This window comes from Legionella spiritensis (assembly GCF_900186965.1).
Taxonomy (GTDB): domain Bacteria; phylum Pseudomonadota; class Gammaproteobacteria; order Legionellales; family Legionellaceae; genus Legionella_C; species Legionella_C spiritensis.
Genome location: NZ_LT906457.1, coordinates 3,137,857 through 3,150,949 on the forward strand (window position 1 = coordinate 3,137,857; position 13,093 = coordinate 3,150,949).

A 13,093-nucleotide genomic window follows, 5' to 3' on the forward strand; every position below is an offset into this window, starting at 1 on the left:
ATAATAGATAATGCGGTTCAATTGAAACCAGGTAACAGGTATCACTGAATTGACCGGAGATCCGGGTTCATCATTCCCATTCAAGCGCCCCTCGTTTCCACTCATAAATAAAGCCGATGACCAGGAGGCCAAGAAAAATCATCATGGCGGTGAAGCCAAACCAGCCAATTTTGCGCAAAACCAACGCCCATGGAAAGAAAAAAGCCGTTTCCAAATCAAAAATAATAAACAGTATAGCAACAAGATAGAATCGCACATCAAATGGCAGGTGTGAACTTTCAAAAGCACCGAAACCGCATTCGTAAGGCGAATTTTTAGCCGCGTCGGGCTTGTGCTTGGCGAGTATGGTGCTGGCGGTCAGCATGACTACGCCTAAGACCAAGGCTATGATAATAAAGACTAATACTGGCAAATAGTGAGATAGTATCATTTGTATCGCTCTGATAAATGGTGCCGAAGGCCGGACTCGAACCGGCACGGCTTACGCCACCGCCCCCTCAAGACGGCGTGTCTACCAATTCCACCACTTCGGCAAGTTTTAATTATTGTTTTCCACTTTTCTCGCTATTAACCGGTACAGGCACACTGCTTTCCTGAGTTTGTTGAGGGATAGCCTGTTGCTCCGCTTTTTTATACTGCATTGTAACCATATAGGACAAGGACAGACTGGTCACAAAAAATGTCAGCGCCAAACCCCCGGTTAATTTAAACAGAAACCCTCCGGTACCCTGGCTTCCGAATACGGTATTGGAGGCGCCGGAACCAAAGGCCGCACCAATATCGGCACCTTTTCCGTGCTGGATTAGTACCAGGCCAATCAGCACTATCGCCACCAACACATGTATGATTAAAATTAATTGATACATTTGACAATTTCCACAAACTGTTTCGCATTCAGAGATGCGCCGCCAACTAACCCGCCGTCTACATCCGGCATTGAAAACAGAGACTCTGCGTTCATTTCATTCACACTGCCGCCATAAAGAAGCGATACGCTATCGGCAACATCCGGATCAAACTTACGAATCAATTGTCTGATAAATGCGTGGGTTTCCTGCGCCTGCTCAGGGGTCGCCGTCTGTCCGGTGCCAATGGCCCAGACCGGTTCATAGGCAATCACGCCTCCCCTGAAACATTGCCGATCACGTTCAGCGACCGCCAGAATCTGACGTGCCAGGATTTCCCCGGTTTGATCTTGCTGGCGTTCTTGCCAGGTTTCTCCCACACAAAGAATGGGTATCATACCATGTTCTTTAACATGGTGGTATTTATCTGCGACAAATTTTTCATCCTCACCGAAGAGTTTTCTTCGCTCGGAGTGGCCGGTAAGGACATAGGTACAATTGTAATTATTAAGCATGGAGCCGGAATGTTCCCCGGTATAAGCACCCGACTCGGCGGGATAAACATTTTGAGCGCCCCATTGAATTCCCCGCTCCTGTAACAGGTTCTGTACCATAGGCAAAAAGATGGCGGGCGGCATAACCACACACTCGCATTTGGGCTCCAGATGCTCAAAAAGTTGTAGCAGTTCCATAAGCAAACCGGTGACAAAGGATGTGCTGCCATTCATCTTCCAGTTTCCCGCTACGATTCGCTTCCTCATGACGACTCCAGTTATTAACGCGCGCAATATACCGTAATGCTTGCATAAATCCTAGTATTTTACTTGATTTTTATTAACAAGTTGCCTGATTATAAATCATGGCTTCCCATCCATCAGAGTACATTCGCATGTTTTAACCGGTAGGTACCAGGAGGTTTCCCGTGAAAGAACAGCTTCAAGGATTTATATCTCAACTGCTTACGCTAAAGCAGCCTATTGAATTTATAACCATTCACAAACTTTTTGAAGAAAACAGGCAACTGTTTGAATCCAGGGAAAGCATACCTGAAGACATGCTCGAGCAATGGCAATTGCTTGGAGAAATTGCGGCTCATTTGGAAGATTGGCAGAAGTCCCGCGTCAATCTTCATCTTTTTCACACCTATCAGAAAAAATTAGCCGAAGATAAAGGGCAAGCCGCAAAGGAAATCCGTCTTAAGAGAGGGGTTGAAAAGACCCTTTCAGAACTGGAAAGCCAGCTCAAAAGAAAATATACGGCAATTTACCAGCATTATGCAGCCGAGCAACAGACGGAAGATCCCTTGAGAGCCATTTATATCGCTTCAGACACCTGGGATGACAAACTGGTCCAGGATCATCATTACAAGCTGGTAGAGGAGCAAAAACAGTTATTGCAGAAAAACGCGCTTATCATGCTTTATGAGAATAATCTCGCGCTTTTAGACATCAAAAATCAGATAAAGGAACTGGGTTTGTTTGTTGTATCGTACATGCCGCGTAATCTGCAGGAAACCCGCGTGAATTTTGAGGGGGAAAAGAAGCGATATGACGATCTTCTGCAACAACTTTCCAGGTCACACCAACAGCTGGCACAGAGTATATCAACCAAGGAAATAGGGGATAAAATTTCAAATACAACCAGGAAAATCGAGGAAACCAGGTGTCATTTGCTTGAGATTGAAATGGGCATGAAGAGTATGGATATTGAGAGCATCGATAGGAATACGTTACTTCAGCAATACATAGATGCAACGGACAAGGAAGAATATATCCGGAACCAGGGTTATATGACTACCTTATATGACGTTAAAACTGCTATAACCGGCTGGGTCACGAGTATCCCTCAAAAAGTTGGCTCATTGGTTCGATGGGAGACACCCGCTGATCCGGAAGATTTATCTTCGAAAGAATCTGCCCTAAAAATAAACAAGCACTTTCAATTTACCCTTGCTCTGCACAGGCAACATCAATTGCAACAACAATTTGAAATCCTTACTACTCAACTGAAACATGCTGAAACACTAAAATCAGAAGCAGTGCCCTGCGCCAAAACGGAGGAAATTCACTATCACGCCTCGCGATTATTAAACGAAGCCGCGCAATTAATCTATCCCGATAAGGAATATCTGTTTTCCGAAGATATGGACAATATTGAACTCTTGCGAAATTTTATCAATTTTCAGCAGAAATTGTCTGATAATAAAGATCAGCTGGAGAAAGGCATTAACCTGTTGATCAATTATCAAAAAACGGCCGGATGCAATGCGGAATTACGAACCAGATACGAGATTACTTCCATTTTAGAGGAAGATTTGTTTAACGACATTAAAATATTGCGCGATGATAAAAATGCCCGTCAGGTACGTAGGGAAAAGCTGGACTATCTGGAGCAATCTATCCGATCCTGTGAGAAATATCTGGCTATTGCAAAAAGGCGCAACGATGCCCATATCAGAGTGGAAGATTGCAACAAACTGCTATTGACGCTCAAAAAATCCATCCGTGCCCTGCAATCGGAACTAAAACGCCTGGGCTCATTAGACGAACTTGAACAAAAAAATCTGGAGGCACAGAAAGCTGTTTGTCCTTTCATTGAGAGGCTCGCCCGTGTTGAAGCGGAAAAACTCAGTGATCTTCATGTTTCTACCAAACCGGATAGCCTGCCGGCAATCTTCGAATCCGAATCTTTCTCATCGGAACGGCATCCCTACCAGGAGACGCTTGGCAAACAGGATGAAAAAATCCGTCAGTTGCAGAAGAACATGCCGCCTGATTGGTATAGATGGTACCGGAGACTATATGAGGTCTTGATCAATCAGGATGGTGATGAAAAACTTAAACTGCAAAGCATTCAACTGTTGCGTGACATCCACTTTGAATTACAACACCCCGATGCCTCGGCGCCCTATGCGGTATTACAGCGTTACCGGCAATTATGTCCGGATCCTGAGCGAGACTGCGATACCTTGCTTGCTTTGAAGCCGGCCTTGCCGATTAACCCGGATGATTTATCCCCTCTCAAAAACGAAAAATTACAGGAACAATTGCAACGACTGCAAAGGCAACAGGGCAAAATGGCGGATAACCACCCTCGCGAGGCAGCCTTGCTGAAACAGGCAACGGACAACCTGCACCAAATTGCCTTACAGATTGAAGACGGGAGCCCTGAAGACTTGCCGGAGAATTTCATTAACAACCTGAACGATCCTCGTTATGAAAGCTTGCAACGCCATCGGGGTTTCCTGAAAATTGTGGAATGGCTGGCTGAATTTTGCACGTCTATTCTGGGATTGATTCGTCGACAGCCGGAAGAAAACTACCGCCATCGCTTTTTCTTCGTTCCGACCCATACCACACAATTGCTGGAAACGACCCATCAGGAATTAATAGCGTGTACGGCCTGAATGAAATGGCAGCATGTCCGGGGCTCCAGTTCCTGTAGTCCGTCATGAAGGCAAAGCCGAGATGCGGGATTTCTGTTACACGCCTTCCCGCAATCCGCTGTGCTCCTTGCAGGCTACCGTTCCTTAATAAAAAAATGGGGTAAAAGTCATTTTTTTATAAAATATACTATCCACTAGCCTGGGCAATGAAAACAATTTCATCACGCAGATGTTCGGCATGACGGCACACCTCCTGATCGTCCATACCCTCCACCATCAACCTTAACAAAGGCTCGGTACCCGAGGGACGTAACAGAACCCGGCCGCTGTTATTTAATTGCTTGCTTACATCCTCGACCAACCCCATCACCTTGGGATTGATGGCCAACTCCTGGGCCACGTTGGTTTTAATATTGATTAATTTCTGGGGCAACAGTTGTATGCCTTCGGTTAACTGCCGTAATGTTTTCTCCTGTTTAACCATGCAAGCCAGAACCTGCAGGGCGGCGATAATGCCATCACCCGTGGTGGTTTTATCGAGACAGACAATATGTCCGGACGGTTCCCCTCCAATTTTCCAGTCGTTTTCCTTAAGTGCCTCCAGCACATAACGATCACCCACTTTCGTACGCAAAAAGGGAACGCCCATGGCTTGAACGGCTTTTTCCAGCCCGAAATTACTCATTAAGGTGCCCACAACCCCGCCGTGCAGGATTCCTCGCAGATGACGGTCTCTGGCAATGATAAAAATCAGTTGATCGCCGTCAACCAATCGGCCTTCGGCATCAATCATCAGGACGCGATCGCCATCGCCATCCAGGGCAATACCAAGATCGGCTTTTGTTTCCAGAACTTTTTGCCGTAGCGCTTCCGGCGCGGTTGAACCGCATTGCTGATTAATATTAAATCCATCCGGTTTATCCCCAATGACAACCACTTCAGCGCCCAGCTCGCTAAACACGTTGGGAGCGATATGATACGTTGCCCCATTGGCACAATCCACCGCTATCTTCAGGCCGGTCAGACGGGTCATGGACGGGATGGTGGCTTTGCAGAATTCAATATAGCGGCCGGGCGCGTCATTGATTCGCTTTGCCTTGCCAAGATCGAAAGGTGCTGCCATCTGCAGGGGTTTTTCAATTTCAGCCTCTATCGCCAACTCCAGGGCATCAGGTAATTTGCTGCCGTTTGCCGAGAAAAACTTGATGCCGTTATCTTCAAAGGGATTATGCGACGCACTAATGACAATACCGGCGCTGGCACGCAGTGTCTGGGTTAAATAGGCAATGCCCGGGGTAGGCATTGGCCCTAACAAGTCAACATCCACACCGGCCGCCGATAATCCGGCCTCCAGAGCGGATTCCAGCATATAGCCTGATACACGGGTATCTTTACCGATGATCACTTTTTTACGCTGGCCGTTCCCGAGCACTCTTCCCAAGGCCCAACCCAATTTCAACATAAATTCCGGATTAACATTGGACATACCGACCTGACCGCGAATCCCGTCGGTACCGAAATATTTGCGTTGACTCATCCTATCTTACCTCATCATGTTCTATGTTTACTTGCATCATGGCATCCAGCATGGACAAAGCCTGGCTGGTTTCATCCACATCGTGTGTCCGTATGATCGCAACGCCCTGAAGTCCGGCATAAACCGCTATCGCAATACCGGCCATTAGCCGCTCATCCACCGCTTTATTCAATACGGTACCCAGAGTGCTTTTTCGTGATGCGCCTAACAGTATCGGCAGGCCATGTATTCGGAAGCCTTGTATATGTCTGGTTAACTGCAAATTATGCTGAACCGTTTTACCGAAACCAAAGCCCGGATCGAGAATCAACCGTTCACGAGGTATTCCCGCCTGCAGACATGCCGTCATCCGTTCTATAAAAAAATCGTTAATTTCCTCTACTATATCTTTACTATAGTAAGGATTTTCCTGCATGGTGGCCGGTTTACCACGCATATGCATCAGGCAAACAGGGACAGCCAGTCTCGCCGCCATCTCCAGGGAACCATCTCCGGAAAGTGCACTGATATCATTAATCAGATTAGCACCGGCTTCAATGCCGGCACACATCACGTCCGCCTTGGTGGTGTCAATGGACAGACACACATCGCTTTCACGTCGTATACGTTCAATCACCGGCACAATCCGGTCTATTTCCTGCTCCGAGGTAACGGATAATGCACCGGGCCTCGATGATTCACCGCCTACGTCAATAATATCCGCACCAGCCTCCACCATGCGCAGGGCTTGTTCGAGTGCCGCATCAGGGTTCGTGAAACAACCGCCATCCGAAAAGGAATCAGGCGTAATATTCAGTATCCCCATAAGCAACGGTTTCTGCACATAAGTTGTATCAGGGGCATTAGAATAATTGTGAAGCCAATTTAGAAAATACTGATTATTCACTATGTTTCTCAAAGTCAGACCACCCGACCCTCAACATAGGCGGGCGGCCTTTGAGTTTAATTAATGCTCGCCGGCAGGGTGATCAACGGTTTTACCGTTAATGATTTTGGATTCTTCCTTGGAATCCTTCTGATCACTTTCCGTTGTTTTTACGGATTCCCAGTCATCCGGAGGAGAAGGGTTCTTGCCGGACATGATTTCCTCAATCTGTTTGGCGTCAATGGTTTCATATTTTATCAATCCTTCGGCCATCATATGCAGCTTGTCAAGATTGGTTTCCAGAATTTGCCTGGCACGTTGATAATTTCTATCAATGATTTTGCGAACTTCCTCGTCAATACGCTGTGCTGTCTTGTCGGAAATTTCTTTATGCTGACTGACGCTGCGTCCAAGGAAAACTTCGCCTTCCTCTTCGCCGAACGTCAAGGGACCCATATCGGACAACCCCCAGGTAGTGACCATCTTCCGGGCAATTTCAGTAGAACGCATGATGTCATTGGAAGCGCCGGTAGTCACGCTGTCGGCACCAAAAATTAACTCTTCGGCAATTCGTCCGCCAAACAAACTGCATAGCTGGCTTTCCAGGCGACGCTTGCTATGGCTATACCTGTCCTGTTCAGGCAGAAACATGGTCACGCCCAGCGCCCTTCCACGAGGAATAATCGAGACCTTGTATACCGGGTCATGCTCGGGAACGGACAGTCCGACAATAGCGTGTCCCGCTTCATGGTAGGCGGTTAATTTTTTCTCACCTTCATCCATAACCATGGAGCGGCGCTCCGCACCCATCATGATTTTATCTTTCGCCTTGTCAAGCTCAATCATACTGACTTTTCTTTTATTGGCCCGTGCCGCGAACAGGGCAGCCTCATTGACCAGATTAGCCAGATCCGCGCCTGAAAATCCTGGTGTACCCCGTGCGACAGGCATCACTTCAACGTCTTTCTCAACAGGTACTTTCTTGAGATGCACTTTTAAAATTTGCTCACGCCCCCGGATATCCGGCAATGGCACAACGACCTGGCGATCGAAACGGCCTGGCCGTAACAAGGCAGGGTCAAGCACGTCAGGGCGGTTGGTTGCGGAAACGACTATTACCCCTTCATTACCTTCAAATCCGTCCATTTCCACCAGCAACTGGTTCAGCGTCTGCTCACGCTCGTCATGCCCGCCACCAAGACCTGCGCCACGATGACGGCCAACGGCGTCAATTTCATCTATGAAAATAATGCAGGGAGCGTGTTTCTTGGCTTGCTCAAACATATCACGCACCCGGGAAGCACCGACACCCACAAACATTTCCACGAAATCCGAGCCGGAAATGGTGAAAAAGGGCACTTTCGCCTCACCGGCAACGGCTTTAGCTAACAAGGTTTTACCGGTTCCCGGCGACCCCACGAGCAAAACACCCTTGGGAATACGACCGCCAAGGTTCTGAAATTTGGTTGGATCACGCAAAAAATCAACCAGTTCCTTGACCTCTTCCTTGGCTTCATCAACACCGGCGACATCCGCAAACGTGACCTTGACCTGATCTTCACCGAGCAAACGGGCACGCGAGCGGCCAAAGGACATAGCGCCACGACCGCCTCCGCCCTGCATCTGGCGCATAAAGAAAAACCAGACTCCAATCAACAATAGCATAGGGAACCAGTTGATAAAAATGTGGAGCAGGAAGCTTTCCTGTTGTTTTTCCTGACCGCTGACATCCACCTTGTTTTTTAACAATTCGCCAAGCAAAGCGTCATCCTGCATCGGCATATACGTCACAAAACGCTGATTTTTCTTGGTCATACCCTTGATAACACGACCATCTTCAACGGTCACCGTATTGATAGAACCTTGCTCAACTTCTTTCAAAAACTGGCTATACGATAATTTTTGCGTGTCGGCATGGCGCGGGCCAAAATTGCTGAACACAGAGACCAGGACGATGGCTATGATAAGCCAGAGAAACAGATTTTTTACCATGTCGTTCAAAGTATTAACCTCGATTATGCGTATTACTACGACGATAGAACGATAAAGTTACTATAAATTATAGCCCTTCGCCAGCAAATAGGTTTCCCGCGAGCGAGAACGTGAAGCCATCGGTTTACGAATGACCACCTTGTCAAAATGCGACCTGGCCAGTTTGATTACTTCATCAAACCCGGCACCATGAAAAATTTTTATCAGCATGGCTCCCCCCGGCTTTAACATTTTCCCGGCGAAATCGAAAGCGAGTTCCACCAGATACATGGCGCGCGGGATATCTATGGCGGCCGAACCACTCATATTTGGGGCCATATCCGATAAAAGCAAGTCTACTTTACGTTCGGGAATCAAATTTATCAATTGCTGCAATACATCATCTTCACAAAAATCGCCTTGAATAAACTCAACACCCGGCAGGGCGTCCATCGGCAGCAAGTCCAGAGCCACAATCCGGCCGTGTCCTTGCAGCTTTTCGCTGGCATACTGTGTCCAGCCGCCCGGTGCGGCGCCCAAATCAACAATCGTCATGCCAGGCTTCAGCAATTGTTCCTTGATATCGATTTCCTGCAGTTTATAGACAGCCCGGCTTCGATAACCGTCGGTCCGGGCTTTTTTGACGTAAACATCTTCAAAATGCTCTTGCAACCATTTTTTACTGCTTTTCGAGCGTGGCATCGTTGAAAAAAAATTGAAAACAAGTACACATGATACTTAAATTTACTACCGTTTCCCAGCAAAACGTGCAATAATTCGCCATTTATTTTGCAGGAATTGTCGTGGATACCGCTTTTAGACAACAACTCAAGGCGAAAGCCCATCATTTAAAACCCGTTATTCTTATTGGCGCCAAAGGATTGACTCAACCGGTTGTTGAAGAAACTCATCTCGCCTTGCAGACCCATGAACTGATCAAGGTTAAAATGAACGGAACTGAAAAAGAAGACCGGCCAGTGATAGCCCATGAATTGTGCACTCAATTACAGGCGGAGCTGGTGCAATTGATAGGGAACACCGCCATTATTTATCGGAAAAGGGACGATTAGTTTCCCCTTGTATTTGACCGACTCATCCTTCCCGCGAAGGCGGGAATCCCTATCCTGCGGCAACGCGTCACTATGAAACGGTAGACAGCCTCTAGGCTCTGTGAACAAAAATTTTCCCAGCTGCAAATGCGGCTAATTGGCGCCATTATGTCTTTGAATTCGTTAAATAGAGCCAGCTATTCGCCTCATTCAAAGACATAATGGCACTCAATTATCCACATTTTCGCTTTGCGAAAAAATTTGTTCACAGAACCTAGAAAAATCAATAAATTTTACTTGCAAATGAGAATGATTATCATTTATATTTACCTGTATAGACGGTATCGATGGAGAATCATATTATGGCACTCGCATATGGAAATTTTCATGAATTAAGCCATCATCTGCGATTTTTATTGTTTGAAATAGGGATAGGACTCCCGCAAAGCGCGGTGGAACATTTCATCACCCGGGTTCATCATGATTGTCTGCTGCGGCTGCAACAGGCGGCATTGACAGAGCAATTAATAGAACATCCCATCGCCAGCCACCATGCCCATGATTTTCTTGAACAGTTGCAGGCCAAGATGGCTAAGTCCCGGCCCGGCAGTGTTTTTTATCAATGGCAGTCACTGCAAAAAGAACTGAATGAAAGCATTGCCAACGAGGCCCTTGCGCTTGCCTACCGTCAACGATGGCAGGAAAGTATTCTTCACCAGGCCGCTCCCTTTGGTTCGATGTGGCAATGGATGAGCCAGCAATACAATGCCCAGGAAACGGTTGAACTGCTGGAACAATGGGGATGTACCGGCCATCCCCATCATCCCAATTTCCGCTGTAAATCAGGTTTCAGCCGTCGTGAAATCATGCAATATTCGCCTGAATTCAATGCAAAAGTAGCTATCCACTGGGGAGCCTTACGTCGGGACAGGGCCAATTTAACGCATTATTCCACTACTTACCCGCAATTACTGGCCGAACAATTTCCGCGGGAACATCGTCTCTGGGCAGAGAACCTTCGTTTCAAACAATTTAATCCGGACGATTATTACCCACTCCCCATTCATCCCTGGCAGTGGCGCAACAAAATCCAGGAGTTACACTCGGAGTTACTCGATCAGAAAGAGTTACTCTTTGTACCACACCATCAAATGACCAGGCCAACGATGTCCTTCCGCACCATGATGCCCGAGGGAAACAACGTCTGCCACCTCAAGCTCGCGACGGCCGTGCACACCACATCCGCATTGCGCACGGTATCACCGGCCTCCGTTCATAACGGACCGCCTTTATCCGCCTGGGTGTCGGGCCTGTTGGCGCAACACGATTATTACCGGCAACAACTCTATTTAGCCAAAGATATGGCCGGGATCAATCTTAACCATCCATCGATCCCCCATCATCAGAAAAATCAACTGGCTCTGATTATCCGGGAAAATCCACTGCAATGGATTACTCAAACCCAACGTCTGGTACCGCTTGCCGCCTTATTCGCCCCCACTCCGTTTGGCGGCAGGCCGCTGCTTACCGAAATTATTGATGCAAGCGGCGTGGCGCCGGAACAATATTTTACCCAATACTGTCGTTGTGTTTTAACGGGACAGCTGCATCTGATGCTTCGCTACGGCATTGCCCTGGAAAGCCATCAGCAAAATACCCTGGTATGTTTTGAAGATCACAGACCGGCAGCACTGGTTATTCGTGATCTTGGTGGTGTCAGGATTTGCACACACGCCCTTTATGATGACCTTGCAAAACCCGTTTTCCATCCGGACTCAACCATTACGACCAATCATCTCGAGGACGTAGCCAATAAATTTATCCATGGCAATCTGCAGAGCAACCTGGCGCATTGGATCCGGAGCATCAATCAGCATTACGGCATTGCCGGGCAGGATCTGTGGCGTATTGTTTATAAAACATTAAAAACGTTGCTGAACCGACTCGCACCGGAAACCCATCCGGCTATATTTCAATGTTACCGGCAAAAACTTCTTGTCCAGGCCTGGCAGCATAAAAGTCTGTTATCCATGCGTCTTGTGCAAGGCAACCTACCTGACTTGTTTGTTGCCGCCAGCAATCCGTTGAGTTGCTTTCATGAATAATCGTTTGCAAACCAATATCCTGCTCAGCCAGTTTATTATGTTACTGGCTTTGGAAATGACCAACCCGTTCCTGCCCTTGTTGATCGCCAGACAAGCGAATATGACAATGGCGTCGACGGTATTATACAGCACCCTGGCTCTGGCTCTTCCGATGCTGGCTAATATCATCATGGGTCCTGTCTGGGGTATGGCCGCTGATAAATGGGGCTATAAACCCATGCTGATGCGGGCGGCCTGGGTGCTGGTATTGACCCAGGCGTTAATGATTTTTGCCGAATCCGCCACCTGGATTCTGATAGTACGCCTTATTCAGGGCGCGTTTGCCGGCTTTATTGTGGCCATGCAAACCTATGCCCTGTCACAATGCGAATGGCAACATAAAAGCCGACAACTGGCTCGCCTGCAATCGGCCAAAGCCATTGCTACGACACTGGCAGGCATCACCGGCGGCCTGTTTTTGACCTTGTTCGGTTATCGAGGTCTTTATACCGTCGCCATGCTGTTGTGTCTGCTGACCACTCTCTTTATGCAACACACGCTGCCATCCGTACGGCGAACCACCACACACCCGACTGCAACGCCGCCATCATTAGCCAGGCCCATGTCCTTGGGCGGCAGCGTATTTCTCATCCTGTGTCTCATGATTACCATGACCCAGATTGCCAAATTTCTGACCGATCCCGTATTTACACTGGCACTCAACAAACTTTTTCATGCCAACGTTTTATGGGTTGGTTTGCTCTATTCACTGCCGGCAGTCGGCATGTTATGCAGCGCGGAATGGAGTGGACGTCAGTTTGATCGATGCCGAACCAATCCGGCCATGGTCAAGCAATATCTTATCAGTTACAGCCTTCTTGGCACGCTCATCATGCTGGGCCACGCCTTCGCCACCAATCTTTTTCTCCTGTCCGTCGTTCGGATAGGGTGGGGTGTCATTATGGCCGCCATTTTACCGGCCTTGTTTGCGTTAATCAGTGATCATCACCAACGACAGGGTTACGCCATCGGAATAGCCAATTCCTTTGCCAAGCTGGGTAATCTCGCAGGGTTGCTATTGGGAGGATGGCTGGCCGGATTTATACCGTTTCTGCAATTGTTTTTGGTGGTTGCAGCCATTTACGCCCTGATAGCGATTATCAGTTACGGCCCATTAACGGTATTTGGCAAATCACGCTGGTCCTGGCAGTCCATGAGGGCGGAATTATGAACAAATCCGCATGGCTGATGATTTTATTCACCTGGTTTCTTGGCAATCTGGGTATTCACTTCATGACCCCGGCTTTGCCGGCACTGGCGACCCTTTTCACACCACGCCGCGAATTGCCCAATTGAC

General features: G+C 47.8%; 12 protein-coding genes and 1 tRNA gene. 5 read left to right on the top strand and 8 right to left on the bottom strand.

Annotation, left to right across the window (positions count from 1 at the left end):
- Positions 1-70 precede the first annotated feature (70 nt).
- The 4 genes from CKW05_RS14330 to tpiA form a co-directional block, all read right to left on the bottom strand.
- Positions 71-427, bottom strand: a complete 357-nt coding sequence (locus tag CKW05_RS14330) for an NADH-quinone oxidoreductase subunit A (RefSeq protein ID WP_058483001.1) — start codon at positions 425-427, stop codon at positions 71-73.
- 21 nt (positions 428-448) lie between these two features.
- Positions 449-533, bottom strand: a tRNA-Leu gene (locus tag CKW05_RS14335).
- A gap of 9 nt (positions 534-542) precedes the next feature.
- Positions 543-866 (bottom strand): preprotein translocase subunit SecG, encoded by a 324-nt coding sequence (gene secG / locus CKW05_RS14340; RefSeq protein ID WP_058482838.1) that lies wholly within the window; start codon positions 864-866, stop codon positions 543-545.
- Complete coding sequence (gene tpiA / locus CKW05_RS14345; RefSeq protein WP_058482839.1) at positions 854-1,606, bottom strand: triose-phosphate isomerase; 753 nt, start codon at positions 1,604-1,606, stop codon at positions 854-856. Before tpiA ends, secG begins: the two co-directional genes overlap by 13 nt.
- Positions 1,607-1,767: 161 nt before the next feature.
- On the opposite strand from tpiA, the gene CKW05_RS14350 reads away from it, so the two are divergent.
- Entirely contained in the window at positions 1,768-4,251 is a 2,484-nt protein-coding gene (locus CKW05_RS14350) for a hypothetical protein (RefSeq protein ID WP_058482840.1), read from the top strand.
- 166 nt (positions 4,252-4,417) lie between these two features.
- On the opposite strand, the gene glmM is transcribed toward CKW05_RS14350, so the two are convergent.
- Genes glmM through rlmE form a run of 4 tightly spaced genes read right to left on the bottom strand, consistent with a single transcriptional unit; the run spans position 4,418 to position 9,305 of the window.
- Complete coding sequence (gene glmM, locus CKW05_RS14355) at positions 4,418-5,767, bottom strand: phosphoglucosamine mutase (RefSeq protein WP_058482841.1); 1,350 nt, start codon at positions 5,765-5,767, stop codon at positions 4,418-4,420.
- A gap of 1 nt (position 5,768) precedes the next feature.
- A complete protein-coding gene (gene folP / locus CKW05_RS14360) occupies positions 5,769-6,653 on the bottom strand; it encodes a dihydropteroate synthase (protein WP_058482842.1) in 885 nt (294 codons plus the stop codon).
- Between the two features lie 60 nt (positions 6,654-6,713).
- Positions 6,714-8,624 (bottom strand): ATP-dependent zinc metalloprotease FtsH, encoded by a 1,911-nt coding sequence (ftsH, locus tag CKW05_RS14365; protein WP_058482843.1) that lies wholly within the window; start codon positions 8,622-8,624, stop codon positions 6,714-6,716.
- A gap of 60 nt (positions 8,625-8,684) precedes the next feature.
- Positions 8,685-9,305: a 23S rRNA (uridine(2552)-2'-O)-methyltransferase RlmE gene (rlmE, locus tag CKW05_RS14370; protein ID WP_058482844.1), complete on the bottom strand. Its 621-nt coding sequence runs from the start codon at positions 9,303-9,305 to the stop codon at positions 8,685-8,687.
- A 101-nt stretch (positions 9,306-9,406) separates the two neighbouring features.
- Here rlmE and yhbY point away from each other — a divergent pair, with 101 nt between their 5' ends.
- From yhbY to CKW05_RS15605, 4 genes are all read left to right on the top strand, one after another.
- The gene (gene yhbY / locus CKW05_RS14375) at positions 9,407-9,673 is read left to right on the top strand and encodes a ribosome assembly RNA-binding protein YhbY (protein WP_058482845.1); all 267 of its coding nucleotides are present in this window, start codon (positions 9,407-9,409) and stop codon (positions 9,671-9,673) included.
- Positions 9,674-10,014: 341 nt separating this feature from the next.
- Complete coding sequence (locus tag CKW05_RS14380) at positions 10,015-11,757, top strand: IucA/IucC family protein (protein WP_058482846.1); 1,743 nt, start codon at positions 10,015-10,017, stop codon at positions 11,755-11,757.
- Positions 11,750-12,967: an MFS transporter gene (locus tag CKW05_RS14385; protein ID WP_065238380.1), complete on the top strand. Its 1,218-nt coding sequence runs from the start codon at positions 11,750-11,752 to the stop codon at positions 12,965-12,967. The genes CKW05_RS14380 and CKW05_RS14385 overlap by 8 nt, the downstream gene beginning before the upstream one ends.
- Positions 12,964-13,092 (top strand): hypothetical protein, encoded by a 129-nt coding sequence (locus CKW05_RS15605; protein WP_269457746.1) that lies wholly within the window; start codon positions 12,964-12,966, stop codon positions 13,090-13,092. The genes CKW05_RS14385 and CKW05_RS15605 overlap by 4 nt, the downstream gene beginning before the upstream one ends.
- The last annotated feature ends 1 nt before the right edge of the window (position 13,093 follow it).